This window comes from Mesorhizobium sp. L-8-10, assembly GCF_016756635.1.
In the GTDB taxonomy this organism is placed as follows: domain Bacteria; phylum Pseudomonadota; class Alphaproteobacteria; order Rhizobiales; family Rhizobiaceae.
The window spans coordinates 432,670-448,680 of the sequence record NZ_AP023263.1 but is presented as its reverse complement, the minus strand read 5'-3'; the positions used below and the strand labels follow the sequence as shown (position 1 = coordinate 448,680).

15 protein-coding genes are annotated in these 16,011 nt (G+C 64.6%); 13 read left to right on the top strand and 2 right to left on the bottom strand.

Annotation, left to right across the window (positions count from 1 at the left end; translation table 11 throughout):
* Nucleotides 1–107 precede the first annotated feature (107 nt).
* Nucleotides 108–500 carry a hypothetical protein gene (locus tag JN280_RS02010; protein ID WP_244742806.1) on the top strand — a complete coding sequence of 131 codons (393 nt, stop codon included), beginning with the start codon at nucleotides 108–110 and terminating at the stop codon, nucleotides 498–500.
* Between the two features lie 244 nt (nucleotides 501–744).
* Here JN280_RS02010 and JN280_RS02005 read toward each other — a convergent pair whose 3' ends face one another.
* Nucleotides 745–1,215, bottom strand: a complete 471-nt coding sequence (locus JN280_RS02005; protein WP_202309871.1) for an Lrp/AsnC family transcriptional regulator — start codon at nucleotides 1,213–1,215, stop codon at nucleotides 745–747.
* Between the two features lie 118 nt (nucleotides 1,216–1,333).
* On the opposite strand from JN280_RS02005, the gene JN280_RS02000 reads away from it, so the two are divergent.
* The 10 genes from JN280_RS02000 (at nucleotide 1,334) to JN280_RS01955 (ending at nucleotide 13,152) form a co-directional block, all read left to right on the top strand.
* A complete protein-coding gene (locus JN280_RS02000) occupies nucleotides 1,334–3,412 on the top strand; it encodes a transketolase C-terminal domain-containing protein (protein ID WP_202309870.1) in 2,079 nt (692 codons plus the stop codon).
* A 10-nt stretch (nucleotides 3,413–3,422) separates the two neighbouring features.
* Nucleotides 3,423–4,667, top strand: a complete 1,245-nt coding sequence (locus tag JN280_RS01995) for a dihydrolipoamide acetyltransferase family protein (protein WP_202314455.1) — start codon at nucleotides 3,423–3,425, stop codon at nucleotides 4,665–4,667.
* Nucleotides 4,664–6,064, top strand: coding sequence for a dihydrolipoyl dehydrogenase (gene lpdA, locus JN280_RS01990; protein ID WP_202309869.1), 1,401 nt, complete (start codon nucleotides 4,664–4,666; stop codon nucleotides 6,062–6,064). The genes JN280_RS01995 and lpdA overlap by 4 nt, the downstream gene beginning before the upstream one ends.
* A 320-nt stretch (nucleotides 6,065–6,384) precedes the next feature.
* Nucleotides 6,385–6,861, top strand: coding sequence for a DUF3830 family protein (locus JN280_RS01985; protein ID WP_202309868.1), 477 nt, complete (start codon nucleotides 6,385–6,387; stop codon nucleotides 6,859–6,861).
* Nucleotides 6,862–6,903: 42 nt separating this feature from the next.
* Complete coding sequence (locus tag JN280_RS01980) at nucleotides 6,904–7,944, top strand: ABC transporter substrate-binding protein (RefSeq protein WP_202309867.1); 1,041 nt, start codon at nucleotides 6,904–6,906, stop codon at nucleotides 7,942–7,944.
* A gap of 55 nt (nucleotides 7,945–7,999) precedes the next feature.
* Nucleotides 8,000–8,821 (top strand): ABC transporter permease, encoded by an 822-nt coding sequence (locus JN280_RS01975; RefSeq protein ID WP_202309866.1) that lies wholly within the window; start codon nucleotides 8,000–8,002, stop codon nucleotides 8,819–8,821.
* The gene (locus JN280_RS01970; protein ID WP_202309865.1) at nucleotides 8,814–9,617 is read left to right on the top strand and encodes an ABC transporter permease; all 804 of its coding nucleotides are present in this window, start codon (nucleotides 8,814–8,816) and stop codon (nucleotides 9,615–9,617) included. The genes JN280_RS01975 and JN280_RS01970 overlap by 8 nt, the downstream gene beginning before the upstream one ends.
* A 2-nt stretch (nucleotides 9,618–9,619) precedes the next feature.
* Complete coding sequence (locus tag JN280_RS01965) at nucleotides 9,620–10,660, top strand: ABC transporter ATP-binding protein (protein ID WP_202309864.1); 1,041 nt, start codon at nucleotides 9,620–9,622, stop codon at nucleotides 10,658–10,660.
* A 57-nt stretch (nucleotides 10,661–10,717) separates the two neighbouring features.
* Nucleotides 10,718–12,151, top strand: a complete 1,434-nt coding sequence (locus tag JN280_RS01960) for an aminobutyraldehyde dehydrogenase (RefSeq protein WP_202309863.1) — start codon at nucleotides 10,718–10,720, stop codon at nucleotides 12,149–12,151.
* Nucleotides 12,152–12,201: 50 nt separating this feature from the next.
* Nucleotides 12,202–13,152 (top strand): LysR family transcriptional regulator, encoded by a 951-nt coding sequence (locus JN280_RS01955; RefSeq protein ID WP_202309862.1) that lies wholly within the window; start codon nucleotides 12,202–12,204, stop codon nucleotides 13,150–13,152.
* 54 nt (nucleotides 13,153–13,206) lie between these two features.
* On the opposite strand, the gene JN280_RS01950 is transcribed toward JN280_RS01955, so the two are convergent.
* Nucleotides 13,207–13,773, bottom strand: coding sequence for a nuclear transport factor 2 family protein (locus tag JN280_RS01950; protein ID WP_202309861.1), 567 nt, complete (start codon nucleotides 13,771–13,773; stop codon nucleotides 13,207–13,209).
* 85 nt (nucleotides 13,774–13,858) lie between these two features.
* Here JN280_RS01950 and JN280_RS01945 point away from each other — a divergent pair, with 85 nt between their 5' ends.
* Nucleotides 13,859–14,731, top strand: a complete 873-nt coding sequence (locus JN280_RS01945; RefSeq protein ID WP_202309860.1) for a GntR family transcriptional regulator — start codon at nucleotides 13,859–13,861, stop codon at nucleotides 14,729–14,731.
* A 24-nt stretch (nucleotides 14,732–14,755) separates the two neighbouring features.
* Nucleotides 14,756–15,994 carry an ABC transporter substrate-binding protein gene (locus tag JN280_RS01940; protein ID WP_202309859.1) on the top strand — a complete coding sequence of 413 codons (1,239 nt, stop codon included), beginning with the start codon at nucleotides 14,756–14,758 and terminating at the stop codon, nucleotides 15,992–15,994.
* Nucleotides 15,995–16,011: the final 17 nt, after the last annotated feature.

The following is a 16,011-nucleotide window of genomic DNA, read 5'->3' as shown; positions in this document are numbered from 1 at the left end:
AAGAAGGAGACGCCTTCATGTTTGCAACGCGGGACATTGCAAGAGTGGCTGTCGCCCGGGCGCCTCGGCCGACGGCCGCTCTTGCTCGTGCTTGTCGAGGACTCTCCTTGAAAGGCCTCAAGCTGATTGTTTGTTGTTCGGCTGCGATAACTTTGATACCGCTGCCAATTCATGCGGAACCTCTCACGACGATGGATGAGGTCGGGGCGGCCATCATGTCATGCTGGAATCCACCGACGGGGGTTGAAAAGTCCGCGGTTACGCTGAGTTTCAGCTTGAAGAGCGATGGATCGCTTGTTGGTCCACCCCAACCCACATCCATCGATGTCGCCGGCGACGAGAAAGTTCGTCAACAGTTTGTCGCTGCTGCCATGGACGCGGTGGATCGATGCACACCCGTTGAACTGTCTCCTGGCTTGGCCCAGGGAATTGGGGGGAACCCGTTCACAATGGAATTTGCATCCTCCGATAAGGCGCAAACCCTCTCGCCTTCGAACTAGGCGCGGAGCCTCAAAGGGCTCTCGTCGGTGAGGCCGGGTCTGTCGGTGCTTTGGGTCTTAGGCTGCGGTGCCAATCCACCGGCGGAGCCAGGCCGGGAAGCTTCGCGAAGCGGACTGTTCGCTTCGCCGTCTTGCCACCGCCGCACCTGCGCAAACCATTCCCTGGCAAGCCAACGAATGGTCTGCCCAGGCCTTTTGTTTTGTCGCGGATTCTTGTCGGAAAACCGCGGGACACTTTTCCGGCTTAGACGGGCAGAGCGGTCGTGTATTTCACGCTTTTCAGGGCAAAATGCGACGACGATGTCGCCACGGCCTCATGCGTAAGGATGCCCTGCATCAGGAGCCGTTCGTAGTCGTGCACGTCGCCGACGGCGACCCGCAGCAGATAGTCCCAATCGCCGGACATCGAATAGCATTCCAGCACCTCGTCATGGCTTTCGACGAACCGCTCGAAGTCCTTCCGCGCGATCGGATCATGCGACCGCATCCGCACCTGGCAGAACACGTTGAGGCCGCGCCCCACGGTATCGGGATCGACCAGCCTGACCGTCGGACCCAGCACGCCCGCCGCCTCCATCGCCTTGATCCGCCGCCAGCAGGAGGCGCTCGATGCGCTGACCTCCTCTGCCAGTGCCGCATGGCTGATGTCGGCCCGTTCCTGCAGCACACGCAGGATGCGCCGGTCAGTGGCATCGAGCTTGAATTGATTCTCCACGAATTGCTCCAATTATGAAATGAGTATTTCATACTGGATGCTATGTGCCTCGAATATGAAACGCAATCGCATTGCGCGCGTATTATTCTTGACGAACAGCATGTCAGGAGGATCCGCCATGGGACGAGCAGCGCTGAAGCAGGTCGGACGCAACGCCCCTGACGAGAATGTCGACTGGAGGCGGATCGCCTATCTCGTCCAGCTCTCCCGAGCCCTTGATCACATGGAGGAGACCAGGCTCGTTCCCGAGAAGAAGGTCCTCTACCAGTTCTCCGCGCGAGGCCACGACATGGCGCAGATCATGCTGGGCTGCCGGCTCACCGAGACCCACGACGCGACCTGCGGCTACTATCGGTCGCGTCCGCTCCTGCTGTCGCTCGGCGTCGATCCCGCCGACGCGCTCGGCTCGGCTATGGGGCGCGCGGGCGGCTATTCCGACGGGCGCGACATCGGCGTGGTGTTCAACTATCCCAACAGCGATGGCGCGTCGGCGCTTCCCATGTGCGGCGGCGTCGGTGCCCAGTACACGCCGACCGCCGGCTGGGCGCAGGCCCTCGACTATTATGGCAATGTGCTGAAGGACGATCGCTACCGGCGCGATATAGCCGTCGTGCTCGGCGGCGACGGTTCGGTCGCCTCGAACGGCTTCTGGTCGGCGCTGACCATCGCCACTACCCAGCGATTGCCGATGCTGTTCTACATCGAGGACAACGGCTTCGGTATCTCGGTTCCCTCCACCGTACAGACGCCCGGCGGCAACATCGCCGCAAACCTCGCCGGGTGGAAGGATCTCATGATCTTCGAGGGCGACGGCTGCGATCCGGCCGAGGCGAGCCGGCTCATCGAGGAGGCGGTCGAGTTCGTGCGCGAGAACAGGGCGCCGGCGCTGCTGAGGCTCACCGTGCCGCGTCTCGAGGGTCACAGCTTCCAGGATACCCAGGCCTATAAGAGCAAGGCGGTCCTCGATGCCGAATGGGCGCGCGATCCCTTGCCGCGCCTGCGCGATTATCTGGTGCCGGCCGCGATGACCCCGGAAGAATGGAACGATGCCGCCGCGCGTGCCGCCGCCGCGGCCGAGGCGGCCCGCATCGAGGCCGAAGCGCGGCCGGTGGCCATCCCCGAGACAGTGACCCGCCATGTCTTCTTCGAGGGCGAGATGCAGGCGATGGGCGGCCAGCACCGCCACGGCTATGTCGCGCCCGCCACGTCGGATATGCCCGTCCCCGACGGCCAGCGCATCAACATGGTCACCGCGATCCGCCGCACGCTCGACCATGAAATGTCGATCAACGACCGGGTCGTGCTGTTCGGCGAGGACATCGGCCCGAAGGGCGGCGTCCATGCCGTGACGCTGGGCCTGCAGGAGAAGTTCGGCTCCGAGCGCGTCTTCGACACGTCGCTCTCCGAGGAGGGCATCGTCGGGCGTGCGGTCGGCATGGCGCTTGCCGGACTCGTCCCCGTGCCGGAGATCCAGTTTCGCAAATATGCCGAGCCGGCGACCGAACAGATCAACGACTGCGGCACCATCCGCTGGCGCACCAACAATCGCTTCGCGGCGCCGATCGTGTTGCGCATGCCAGGCGGCTTCTTCAAATGCGGCGACCCCTGGCACAGCCAGACCAATGAGGTCGCCTTTGTCCATCAGCCGGGATGGAAGGTGGCGGTGCCGTCCAACGCAGAGGACGCCGTCGGCCTGCTGCGCACCGCGCTGCGCGGCAACGACCCCGTGATCTTCTTCGAGCATCGCGCCATGCTCGATCATGCCTGGGCGCGTCGCGCCTATCCCGGTGACGATTTCGCGCTGCCCTACGGCAAGGCGCGCTTCACCAGGACGGGCGACGCACTGACCATCGTCACCTGGGGCGCCATGGTGCATCGCTGCGAGGAAGCGGCGGCGGACCTGTCGGCCGACATCATCGACCTCAGGACCCTGATGCCGTGGGACCGCGAGGCCGTGCTGACCTCGGTCAGACGCACGCGGCGCTGCCTGATCGTGCATGAGGATCTCGGCACGGCCGGCTTCGGCGCCGAGATTTCCGCGGTCGTTGCCGACCAGGCCTTCATGGATCTCGATGCGCCGGTCTCCCGGCTGACCATGCCCGATATTCCGAGCCCCCACAATCCGGCGCTGCTCGACTGGGCGGTACCCTCGGTCGAGAGCATACGGCGCAAGATCGCCGATGTCGTCGCGTTCTGAGTTGCAGGCCATGGACGATCTTGTCGAGGTGAAGGCGCCGCTCGAGCAGGAGGGCACCAAGGCGGTGGTGCGCAACTGGCTGAAGCAGCCGGGAGAGGCGGTGCTTCTCGACGATCCGCTGGTGGAACTGGAGACGGACAAGGTCACGCAGGAAGTGCCTGCTCCCGTCGCCGGCGTGCTGGAGGAGATCTTTCTCAGGAGCGGCGAGGATGCCGTGCCGGGTGTCGTGCTCGGCCGGATCCGTGTGGGAGCGGCCAAGGCGGCACGGGATACGCTCGTCGAGCGGCCGCCAGCGGCGGCCGAGGTTGCGGACGGCACGTTTCACCCGTCGCGTTTCTCCCCGGCCGTACGACGAGCCGCCGAGCAATACGGCATCGATCCTGCCGAGGTGACCGGAACCGGCAAGGGCGGACGGGTCACGCGCAAGGACATGGACGCGGCCTTCGCGGCGCGTGGTCCCGATACCGCGCCGCCGCCAGCCGTCCCCGAGAGGCCGGCTCCGCAGTTCTTTCCCGAAGCCGGGACCCCTCCCGCTCCGCCGCTCAGCGAGCCGTCCGCCGGCTCGCATGTGGTTGCCCATTCGCCCATGCGTCTGGCGATCGCCGGCCACATGGCGGAATCGCTTGCCGCCGCGCCGCATGTGACGGCCGTCTTCGAGGCCGATTTCTCGGCGATCATGCGGCACCGGGGTGCCAACAGGGAGCGCATGGCAGCCGAGGGCGTCAGCCTGTCCTATACCGCCTATCTCGTTGCCGCGTCGGTTGCCGCGATGAGGGCGGTCCCTGAGATCAACAGCCGCTGGCATGCGGACCGCCTGGAAATCTTCGACGACGTCAATATCGGCATCGGCACCGCCCTCGGCGACAAGGGCCTTGTCGTCCCGGTCATCCGCAAGGCCCAGCATCTGTCGCTCTCCGGCATCGCGGCGCAGCTCCAGGACCTGACCAACCGCGCCAGGATCGGTCGGCTCAGCCCCGCCGATGTCAAAGGCGGCACCTTCACCATCTCCAATCACGGCGTCTCCGGTTCGCTGCTCGCGGCGCCTATCATCATCAACCAGCCGCAAGCGGCGATCCTGGGCGTGGGCAAGCTGGAGAAGAGGGTGGTCGTGCGCGAAGTCGACGGCGTCGACACGATCCAGATCCGGCCGATGGCCTATGTCTCCCTCACCATCGATCACCGGGCCGTCGACGGGCACCAGACCAATGCCTGGCTCTCCCATTTCGTCAGGACGCTGGAAGGCTGGCCGTCGTGAGCGAAAAGGATGATTTTGACGTGCTCGTTATCGGCGCCGGGCCCGGCGGCTATGCTTGCGCGATCCGTGCCGCGCAGCTTGGCTTGCGGACGGCCTGCGCCGATGCCCGGGAGACGCTCGGCGGAACCTGCCTGAATGTCGGCTGCATTCCGTCGAAAGCCCTGCTCCATGCCTCCCATCTCTACGACCAGGCGTCGGGCTCGGGCTGGGAACGCTTCGGCGTGAAGGTCGGGGACCTCTCCTTCGACCTCGCTGCGATGATGCGCGGCAAGGACGAGACGGTTGAGACCCTCACCAAGGGCATTGACGGCCTCTTCCGCAGGAATTCCGTGACGCGGCTGAAGGGGCTTGCGCGCTTCGCGGGCCGCGACCGCGTCGATGTCGCGGGTCGCCAGCTTGCGGCGCGCGCCATCGTGATCGCCACGGGATCGGTGCCGGGGCCCTTGCCGGGCGCCGAGATCGAAGGCGGCGACGGTATCGTGGTCGATTCCACCGGTGCCCTCTCCCTGGACCGGGTGCCCGGCCGGCTCGCCGTGATCGGCGGCGGCGCCATCGGGCTCGAGCTCGGGTCGGTATGGCGCCGACTGGGCGCGAGCGTCACCGTCGTCGAATATATGGACCGGATCCTGCCGGGCATGGACGGCGATATCGGCGCGGCCATGGCGAAGATCTTGCGGCGGCAGGGGATCGACATCAGGACGTCCAGCCGTGTGAAGAGAATTCGCGGCGAAGACGGTAAGGCAAGGCTGGCGATCGAGCAGGCCGGGAAGGTTGAAGAACTCGTCGCAGACGCCGTGCTCGTCGCGACCGGCCGCAAACCCAACACTGCCGGGCTCGGTCTCGCCCAGGCCGGGCTCGCCGTCGACGAGGCGGGCTTCATCCCGGTCGATCGCAACATGGCGACAGCGATTCCGGGGATCTTCGCCATCGGCGACGTGACGCGCGGCCCGATGCTCGCCCATCGCGCGGAAGACGAGGGAATTGCCGTGGCCGAACGTATCGCCGGCCGGCGGGGAATGGTGAACCACGCAGTCATCCCGGCCATCGTCTACACCGATCCCGAGGCTGCGGGCGTCGGACGGACCGAAGAGGAACTGAAGCGCGACGGCATCTCCTATGAGAAGTCGTCGTTCCCGATGTCGGCCAACAGCCGGGCGAGGACCAATCGCGAGCTCGACGGTTTCGTGAAGATCCTTGCCGACGCCGGGACCGGCGAGGTGCTCGGGGCCCATATCGTCTCCAGCCTCGCGGGCACGATGATCGGACAGGTGGCGCAGGCCATGGAGTTCGGCGCGACGGCTGAAGACATCGCCTATAGCTGCCACGCCCATCCCACGCACAACGAAGCGATCAAGGAAGCGGCGCTCGGGATCTCGGGAAGGCCGATCCACATCTGAGGAGCCACTGGCGGTTGCCTGCGGACTCGCCTGGCTGCGCGTCGCCCGCCTTTCATGGGCGACATCCGTTGCACAGATGGTGAGCGGAGCGGCATGCTCGTCCCGTCCACCGGCCGGGCGCGGCCGGACTTGCCGGGCGGCCAGCGTCGCCTCGTGGCAAGCGCGGTGATCATGCTGTGCGCGGCAATGATCCTTCCCTAGCGTCAAGGCTGGTCGATAAAAAAACTTTATACGGACAATTCCGAATGGCGATTGGACAAATGCGCGATGCCCCGTGGAAACTCATGGAACATAAGCAATCGTCAGCCTAGGGAATGAAAATGGACGAGCGCAGGCTTTATCTGAGATTTGTCGACGCCAATGTCGAGGGCATCATTGATCTTTATTGGGATGTCGCTCCTGAAACATGTAAGGCGCTGTGGGGCGCGCTGGAGAAGCCGATCCGCTGGCCGGCGGCCCATGCCATGTTCTCGGGACCGGAAATCATGATGGGGCTGCCGGAGGAAAACCGCAATTTCGACCCGACGGCGCTGCCGCCCGAGAACCAGACGATCATCCCCGAGGTCGGCGAGCTGCTCTGGTTTTATCAGCCGAAGAACTTCTTCAAGATCGATCCGAGCGAGTTCTGGGAGATCGGCATGTTCTACGGCGTCGGCGGCCGCACATTCGGCCCGACGGGTTGGATCCCGTGCACCTATTTCGGCAAGATGACGCAGAACCTCGAGGGCGTCGCCGAGCAGTGCCGGCTGATCCGCAAGGAAGGCCAGAAAGTCGTCGAGATCGGCCGGCTGAGCTGAGCCGTCGTATCACCAGCAACCGGACATCAAAGGGGAACAGCCATGAGAAGCAGTTTCGGTATCGCAGTTCTGGGCGCGTCGTTCGTCGCACTGACGGCGGGCACCGCCAATGCCCAGGACAAGACGCTCATCATCAATTCCTTCGGCGGCGCCTACGAAGCGGCGCACAAGAAATGCGTGATCGAGCCCTTCGAGAAGGAGAACGGCGCGACGGTCCGCATCGTCACCGCCTATTCGGCGGATGCCTTCGCCCAGCTCCGCGCCCAGAAGGATGCGCCGCAATTCGACGTCATCCATTTCTCCGGCGGCCAGGAGATCGTCGGCGCGGCCGAAGGCCTGCTCGCGCCGATCGACCCGGCCAGGCTGACCAACGCGGCCGATCTCTACGATTTCGCCAAGGCCAAGCTGGCGAGCGGTGAAGGCCCGGCCTATTCCATCGCGGCGATCGGGCTGGTCTACAACAGCGAGAAGTCGCCGAAGACGCCGTCGAGCTGGAAGGACCTGATGGATCCTGCGCTTGGCGAGCACCTGGTGCTCACCGACATCTCGAATGGCTACGGCATGCTGGGCTTCCTGATGCTCAACCAGGTCGAGGGCGGCAGCCTCGACAACATCCAGCCGGGCCTCGATGCCGTCGCCAAGCTCCTGGAGGGCGGTGCGGTCGTGGTCTCGAAGTCGCCGGAGATCCAGCAGGAATTCGCGCAGAACGAAGCCTGGATCGCGCCATACGCCTCCGACTACGCCTATACGCTGCGCGCCGCCGGCCTGCCGGCCAAGTTCGTGCAGGGCGCGGAAGGCACGCCGGCGAGCTACATCACGACCAATCTGGTGGCCAACAGGCCGAACCAGGACCTGGCGCTGAAGTTCATCGACATGTCGATCTCGCCGGCAGCCCAGACCTGCTTCGCCGAGGCATTGCGCTATACGCCGACCAACAGCAAGGCGACGCTCTCGTCCGAAGTCGCGGCCGACGTCGCCTACGGTGTCGACGGCGTGAAGAGCCTGATCCGGTTCGATCCCGCCAAGATCGAGGCGAACCGCGCCGCCTGGGTGGAAGCCTGGAACAAGACCATAGCCAAGTGATCAACGCATCGCCCGGCCTCGTTCCTCATGGGGCGAGGCCGCAGGAGATGGGCCGGTGAACGATCGTACCGAAAATCTGCTGCTGGTGTCGCCGGGCCTGCTGCTCCTCGCGCTGGCATTCTTCCTCCCCATCTTCCAGATGCTGGCGCTCAGCGTGTCGGCCCCCGAGGGCCCCACGCTCGAACATTTCACCCGTTTCCTGGGCGATTCCTTCTATCTCGGCGTGCTGTGGCGAACGGTGAAGCTGTCGCTGATCATCACGGCGATCTGCGCGGTCATCGGCTTCCCGCTCGCCTATATCATGGCGCGTGTCGGGCCGCGGGTCAGGCTTTGGCTCGTCATCATGGTGATCCTGCCGCTGATGACGAGCGTCGTGGTGCGCACATTCGGCTGGATGGTCCTGCTCAGCAAGTCGGGCCTTATCCCCGAGTTGTTGCGCGACCTGGGCCTCGTTCGCCGCAACTTCACGCTGATGCACACCGAAACCGCCATCGTGGTGGGCATGGTGCAGGTGTTGCTGCCTTTCATGACCCTGTCCATCCTCGGCGTCATCACCCGCATCGACCCTCGCCTCGAAGAGGCGGCACGCACCATGGGCTGCTCCTTCCTGCAGACCATACGCACCGTCGTCCTGCCGCTTTCCCTGCCCGGCATCGTGGCGGGCTCGCTGCTGGCCTTCACGCTTTCGGCGAGTTCCTTCGTGACGCCGAACCTGCTCGGCGGGACGCGGATCCAGGTGCTGGCGGCCTCGATCTACAATTCGGTGACGCAGACGCTCGACTGGCCCTTCGCGGCGGCGCAGGCGGTCATCCTGTTCGTCGGCATCGTCCTGGTGCTCATCCCCTATATCCGGTTGACCGGGCGCGGCCATGGTTGAGGCGGTTCCGCGACTGGTCCGCATCGCGGGGATCGTCTTCGTCGCGCTGACGGCCCTTCTTCTGCTGGGTCCGCTGATCGTGGTGGTCGGGGCGTCCTTCAGCGCCAGCCAGTTCGTGGTCTTCCCGCCGCAGGGCGTCTCGCTCGCCTGGTACCAGAAGGTGCTGTCGTCGCCTGATTATCTGCATGCCGGCCTGATCAGCGTGATCGTGGCGCTTTTCGTCACCGTGACCGCCACGCTCGTCGGCGGCGCCGCAGCGATCGCCATCCACCGCAGACAGTTGCCGGGCTCGCAGGCCATGGCGGCGTTCTTCCTCTCGCCGCTGGTCCTGCCCACGATCATCTATGCGATCGGCATGCTGATGTTCTGGAGCGCGACCTTCGGCCCGGTTTCCCTGCCTGCCTTGTGGATCAGCCACACCGTCATCGCCATGCCCTATGTCATCCGCACCACGCTGGCGGTGCTGTCGGAGGCCGACCCCTTCCTGGAGGAGGCAGCCCGCACGATGGGCGCCAACCGGATGCAGCGGCTATTTCTGGTCGTCGTGCCGCAGTGCTTTCCCGGCCTCGCCGCGGGGGCATTCTTCGCCTTCAACATCTCCTTCGACGAGGCCGTGCTGTCGCTCTTCCTGCGCAAGCCCGGCTTCACCACGCTGCCGGTTCAGATCTACGGCCAGCTCGAGTTCAGCCCGGATCCGTCGGTGGCAGCCGTCTCGTCCATCATGATCGCGCTGACCGTGGTGCTCATCCTGGTCATCGATCGTTTCCTGGGCATCAAGAAGTTCGCGAGTGCTTGACCATGGCCAATGTCCGACTTGACGACGTCAGGAAGTCGTTCGGTTCCGTCCAGGTGCTCCACGGCATCACTCTCGACATCGCCTCGGGCGAGTTCGTGAGCCTTCTCGGTGCCTCGGGCTGCGGCAAGACCACCCTGCTGCGCACGGTGGCCGGGCTCGAGACGGTCACATCGGGGTCGATCTCCATCGACGGCCAGGTGGTGACGGGCCTGCCTCCGGAGAAGCGCGACATCGCCATGATGTTCCAGTCCTATGCGCTGCTGCCGCATCTGACCGTCGCGGAGAACGTGCGCTTTCCGCTGCGCATGCGTGGGATCGGCAATCGCGAGGAACAGGCGGAGCGTGTTAAGGCGGCTCTGGAGACCGTGCAACTCGGTCACCTCGCCGAACGACGACCCCGGCAACTGTCGGGCGGCCAGCAGCAGCGTGTGGCGCTGGCGCGCGCCATCGTTTCCAAGCCCAAGGTCCTGCTGCTGGACGAGCCGCTGTCCAACCTCGATGCGCGCCTGCGCGAGGACATGCAGGTCGAGCTTATCGAGATCCACAAGCGTCTCGGCCTGACAACCTTGTTCGTCACCCACGACCAGGAGGAGGCGCTGAGCCTCTCCGACCGTGTCGTGCTGCTCAACCAGGGCAAGGTGGAGCAGGAGGGCGAACCTGCGGTCATTTATTCGCACCCGGCGACCGAATTTGCTTCCAATTTCATAGGCTCCGCGAACATCCTGCCGGCCAGGATCGACGACAGCGCCGCCGGCCCCGTCGCCATCCTGCCGGACGGACAGACCTTGCCGCTGGTGCGCGAGGAGAGGATTCGCGGGCCCGTGCTCTTGGTCCTGCGCCAGGAGGACCTCGCCATCGCCGGGGCGGGCAGGCTGGAGGGGACCGTGCGCACGCGCGTCTATCTCGGAGCGCGCAACCGCTACGTGGTTTCGCTGGCCGGGCAGGCCGTCAGGGTTCTTGCCGGAAGCGACAAGGTGTTCTCGGCCGGAGAGCCCGTCGCGCTCGATATCGATCCGTCCCGCATCCGCGTGATCGTCGCCTGAAGCAGGTGACGAAGAAGACCAGCCATTTCAACCACAGGGCAGATCCGGAGCAGTACCATGAACGGGTTTGAGACACGTCTCTTCATCAACGGGGAATTCGTGCCTGGCGAGGGGGCCGTCGAGCACGCCTACGAGCCGGCCACCGCGGGCGTGCTGGCGGACGTTCGGTCGGCTTCCGAGGAACAGATCGACGAGGCCGTCCGTGCCGCCCAACTCGCCTATCGCAACTGGTCCCGCACCACCCCCAAGCAGCGAAGCCTCGCTTTGCTGGCGATTGCCGACGCGATAGAAGAGCGGACCGCCGCGCTCGCCTCGGCCGAGTCCCGCAACGCCGGCAAGCCATTGCGTTTCGTCGCCGGCGGCGAACTGGCCAATGTGGTCGATGTCTTTCGTTTCTATGCTTCCGCCGTGCGCAACATGCCGGCGGTGGCGAGCGGCAATTACCGGTCGCCGACATTGAGCAGCGTGACGCGTCGCGATCCGATCGGCGTCGTCGCCCAGATCGCGCCGTGGAACTATCCGCTGCTGATGGCCGCATGGAAGATCGCCCCGGCGATCGCCGCCGGCAACACCGTCGTCATCAAGCCCTCGGAACACACGCCGCTCAGTATCCTGGTGCTGGCGGGGGTCTTCGCCGACTGTCTTCCCTCCGGCGTCGTCAACATCGTCTGCGGCAACGGCCTCGATGTCGGCCAGAAACTCATCTCCCACGACCTAGTCCGTATGATCTCGCTCACCGGCGACGTGCGGACCGGCCGGGCCGTCCTCCATGCTACGGGCGGCAACATGATCAAGCGCACCCATCTGGAGCTCGGCGGCAAGGCGCCTGTTATCGTCGCTGCCGATGCCGATCTCGATCGGCTGGTGGAGACGCTGCGTGAGGCAAGTTTCTACAATGCCGGCCAGGACTGCACCGCGGCCTGCCGCATCTTCGCCGACAAGGCGATCGCCGACGATCTCACCGAGAGACTGTCGGCGATGATCCGCACGCTCACTTATGGCGCGCCGGAGCGCGACGATGTCGAGTTCGGGCCCGTGGTCACGGCGCGCCAGCGCGAGCGTATCGCCGGCTTCGTCGCTCGCGCCCATGAGGATGGCTGCGACATCATCGTCGGCGGCAGGATCCCCGAAGAGGCCGGCTTCTATTACGAGCCGACGCTGATCGCGGCGCCGTTCGAGGCCGAGGCCGTCCAGAAGGAGATCTTCGGGCCGGTGCTCACCATCACTCCGGTCGACTCGATGGAAACCGCCCTGGACTGGGCCAACGCGTCCGAATACGGCCTCGCCTCCTCGGTCTGGTCGCGCAATGCCTCGACCGCCGCGCGGATCGCCGATGCGCTCGAATACGGTGTGACCTGGGTGAACACGCATGGCTCCATGGCGACCGAGATGCCGCATGGCGGCATGAAGAACTCGGGTTACGGCTCGGATCTCTCCATGCAGTCGCTTCTGGAATACACGCAGATCCGCCATTTGATGACGGCGGCCTGAGACGCGCGGTTCCGATGTTGCCGTCGGACTTTTCTGTTAGAGGGTACGGTATGCGTATCCTCGACCTGAACACCTTCCTGGTGCTGGCGCGGAACCGCCATTTCGGCCGGACCGCCCAGGAACTCAATACGACGCAGCCGGCGATCTCGACCAGGCTGGCGGCGCTCGAAGCCGAGTTCGGCTGTCGCCTCGTGCATCGCGGCGACCGCGAGTTCCGGCTGACGCCCGAGGGGGAGCGGGCGCTGCAGGTCTTCCAGGACGTCATCGGGACGCTGCAGGGCCTGCGTGCCGAGCTGCGCCAGGGCACCCCCAGCTCTACGATAACGGTCAGGATCGGCGCGATCGATTCGGTGGCCTCCACCTGGATGCCGCATCTCATCGAATCGCTGCATGCCCGGGCGCCCAACCTGCGGGTGGAACTGACCGTGGAATCGACGAAGGATCTCGTCCAGCACATGACCAAGGGCGAGCTGGACATGATCTTCTGTCTCGATCCGGCGATCGGCGACGGTTTCCGCAGCTTCGTCGCCTGCGTCTGGCAGATGATCTGGGCCGGCTCGCCGAAGCTCGTGCAGAAGGACATGGCCTACAGCGTCGACGAACTGGCGCGAATGCCGATCGTCACCTTTCCGAAGGACACGCCGCCTTATCGCCAGATCGCTCCCTATTTCCAGGACGAGCGCGTGCTGGCCTCGAAGATGACGAGCTCGAACTCGCTCTTCGCCATCATCAACCTGATCATCGACGGCTTCGGCGTGGCGGCGTTGCCGGCCGTCACGATCGAGCGCGAACTGAAGGCGGGACTGCTGCACCAGATCGAGGTCGAGAAGTGGTTTCCGCCCATGCCGATCATCGCGACCTATCAGTCGTCGACGCACCAGAACGTCATCCATCTCGTCGCCGACCAGGTGCACGAGGTGGCCGGCGAATTCTGCGCCCGCGTCAGGCCCGGCACCGCCTGGACGACGGAGGCCATGGTTGCAGCCGAGAAAGCCGGCTAACCGGTTGTCCCGGATTTGCGGAGGCGGGGTGTCAGCCTACGGCATGCGAGTTGTCTATCGGCGCAAATGCGCCTCAGCGTCGAGGTCGTTCCATACCCTCTGATCCACGAGCCGGCCGCCGTCGACCGTAAAGCGGTCAATGAAGCGTATGCCTTTGAACGGGCGCCCGTCCGGCCATTCGCCCGAAAGCGTGCCGAAACAGTAGACCACCATGCCTTGCTCGCCAAAGCTCTCGTCGAAGCCTTCATAGGTCTTGCTGACGAAGCGGTAGCGCTTGCTGCCCCATGCTACCAACTCCTCGAGTGCCGTGAACCGGGCGTTGCCCGGAAAGGTCATAACGAAATCGTCCGCAAGAAACCCGCGGGCACGATCCAGATCGCGTGCTTCCATTGCAGCAAGAAATGCGCGCACGGTTTCGGCAGCCGCGGCCACCGGTCTGCCGGGCATGCGTGATACACGTCCGCGCATGTAGCTGGAGGGTTTGACCTCCTCGATCACCACGGTGACGCCTTCGAGCGGCGCCGCGATCGTCGAGCGGACGGCATCAGTCAGACGTGCCGCCAGCCGGCTGCGGGTCTCGTCGTCATATCCCTCGATAAGCGTCGTCCTGACGACAGGCATTCCCTTTCTCCAAATCACGATTTCGATCAGTTGACATATTGGTATAGCTATATACCATATTGAGCAAGTCCAGGGAGGCAGATGGATGGTTCGCGACGGAGCGAGAGACGGGGAGAACCAGGGAAGCGAGCTGCATGGCCGGCTCAATCCCGATGCCCGTGTGCCGCTCTATCATCAGATCTTCGTCCTGCTGCGTAACCGGATCTATGGCGGCGTACTGACACCAGGCGATCTCGTCCCCGGCGAACTGGACCTTACCCGTGAATTCGGGGTGTCCCGCATTACCGCCAAGCGGGCGCTCAACGAACTGGCGGATGTCGGGCTTGTCGTTCGCGAACGCGGCAAGGGCACGCGGGTGGTTGCCCGTCCGCCGACGCCGGCGGTCACCTCCTCCATCGAAGGCTGGCTGGAGAACATCTCCCTCATGGGCATCGCCACCGAGGCGCGCGTGCTCGAATTCGACTATGTGCCGGCAAGCGAGGACATAGCCGCTGCCCTCGAACTCACATCCGGGATGGAAGTTCAACGTGCGGTGCGCGTTCGCCGCCTCGACGGCAAGCCGATGTCGTTCCTCGTCACCTATGTGCCAAGCGATATCGGCCGCCAGTACGACCGTGACGACCTCAACACCAAGCCGCTGCTTCACCTTCTGGAGCGGGCAGGTGTCGAAGTCGCGTCGGCCCGGCAGACCATATCGGCGACCATCGCCGACGGCGAGGTTGCCGCCGCTCTTTCCATACATGCGGGAGCGCCGCTGATCGAGGTCCGGCGTGTCGTGCGCGACGTCTCGGAGAGACCCGTCGAATATATCCGCGTGCTCTACAGGCCCGACGTCTATCGCTTCGAGATGGATATGCGCCGGGTGCGCGGGAAGGAAGGCATGCACTGGTCGGCCCTTACGCAGACACCGGCCCCGGCCGGTACTGGCGAGACGGTGATGAATGCCGGGGAACAGTGAAGACAACCAATACAGGAGGTGAACATGACCGACAGGACAGGTAGGAGCGCGATGCGCCGTCGTGAATTTCTTGCCGCGGGCGCAGCCACTTTGGGAACTGCGGTGGTGGGCTTTCCCGCGGTGCTCAGGGCGCAGCCGGCTTCGATCAAGATCGGCCTTATCCATCCCGTTACCGGGTTCATCGCCTTCTCGGGTACGCAGTCGCGGGCCGGCGCGCAAATGGCGATCGAGGAGATCAATGCGGCCGGCGGCATCAAGTCGCTCGGCGGGGCGAAGCTCGAGGCGGTGCTCGGCGACAGCCAGGGCAAGCCTGAAGTGGGCGCGGCCGAAGTCACCAAGATGGTCGAGGCAGGCGTCCACGGCATCGTCGCAGGCTATTCCTCCGCGATCTCGCTTGCGACCTCGCAGGAAGCGGCCAAGACCGATACGCCGCACGTGGTCGATGTCGGCGTCGCCGACGACATCATGAAGCGCGGCCTCAAGAACACGTTCCGCTTCTCGCCGGGCTATAGCAAGATCGCGTCAACCGCGGTCGCCAATCTCGATACCATCAACAAGGCCGCGGGTTCGCCGGCCAGGACCGCGCTTATCGTGCACGAGGAATCGCTGTTCGGCACGGGTTCGGCCAAGCTGCTTTCGACGGAGCTGCCGAAGATCGGCATCGAGGTCGTCGATGTGATCAAACATGCGAATCCGACGCGGGACTTCACCAACATCGTGCTGCAGATCAAGTCCAAGAAGCCGGACATCATCATCCCGGCCAACTACTACAACGAATATATTCTGTTCGCCCGCACCCTGCGGCAGCAGAAGGTCGAGGCCAAGGCCATCTATTCGGTGCTCGGCGGTGCCGCTTCCAACTACCAGTTCGTCAAGGAATTTCCCGACGCTGCCGATCAGATCATGGACTGCAATCACTGGTTCAACCCGAAATCCGACCTTGCGCTGGCGCGCAAGAAGGCGGCGGAAGCAAAGGGTCTGGTCTATACCTACGAGGTGTTCCTCACCTACAACGCCGTCGCCTATCTGGCCGATGCCATCGACAGGGCGGCGTCCACGGACAAGGAGAAGGTGATCGCCGCGCTTGCGGATTCCACATGGGATCAGCATGGAATGCCCTATGGCCCGACCAAGATGGAGAACGGTCAGAACATGGGTGCGCAGCCGGTCAATACGCAGATCCTCAACAACCAGATCGAGGTCATCTATCCGGCGGAATTCGCCTCGGCCGGAGCTGTCTTCCCGATGAAGTCCAACGCCTGACTCCGGATGCGCCTGCC

What these genes read in the sequence shown, in the direction of transcription:
- JN280_RS01970 (WP_202309865.1), top strand. Translation starts at nt 8,814, where the DNA reads ATGGTTGAGGCGGTTCCGCGACTGGTCCGCATCGCGGGGATCGTCTTC.
- JN280_RS02000 (WP_202309870.1), top strand. Translation starts at nt 1,334, where the DNA reads ATGGGACGAGCAGCGCTGAAGCAGGTCGGACGCAACGCCCCTGACGAG.
- JN280_RS01985 (WP_202309868.1), top strand. Translation starts at nt 6,385, where the DNA reads ATGGACGAGCGCAGGCTTTATCTGAGATTTGTCGACGCCAATGTCGAG.
- JN280_RS01945 (WP_202309860.1), top strand. Translation starts at nt 13,859, where the DNA reads ATGGTTCGCGACGGAGCGAGAGACGGGGAGAACCAGGGAAGCGAGCTG.
- JN280_RS01960 (WP_202309863.1), top strand. Translation starts at nt 10,718, where the DNA reads ATGAACGGGTTTGAGACACGTCTCTTCATCAACGGGGAATTCGTGCCT.
- JN280_RS01955 (WP_202309862.1), top strand. Translation starts at nt 12,202, where the DNA reads ATGCGTATCCTCGACCTGAACACCTTCCTGGTGCTGGCGCGGAACCGC.
- JN280_RS01980 (WP_202309867.1), top strand. Translation starts at nt 6,904, where the DNA reads ATGAGAAGCAGTTTCGGTATCGCAGTTCTGGGCGCGTCGTTCGTCGCA.
- JN280_RS01950 (WP_202309861.1), bottom strand. Translation starts at nt 13,773, where the DNA reads ATGCCTGTCGTCAGGACGACGCTTATCGAGGGATATGACGACGAGACC.
- JN280_RS01965 (WP_202309864.1), top strand. Translation starts at nt 9,620, where the DNA reads ATGGCCAATGTCCGACTTGACGACGTCAGGAAGTCGTTCGGTTCCGTC.
- JN280_RS01995 (WP_202314455.1), top strand. Translation starts at nt 3,423, where the DNA reads ATGGACGATCTTGTCGAGGTGAAGGCGCCGCTCGAGCAGGAGGGCACC.
- JN280_RS01940 (WP_202309859.1), top strand. Translation starts at nt 14,756, where the DNA reads ATGACCGACAGGACAGGTAGGAGCGCGATGCGCCGTCGTGAATTTCTT.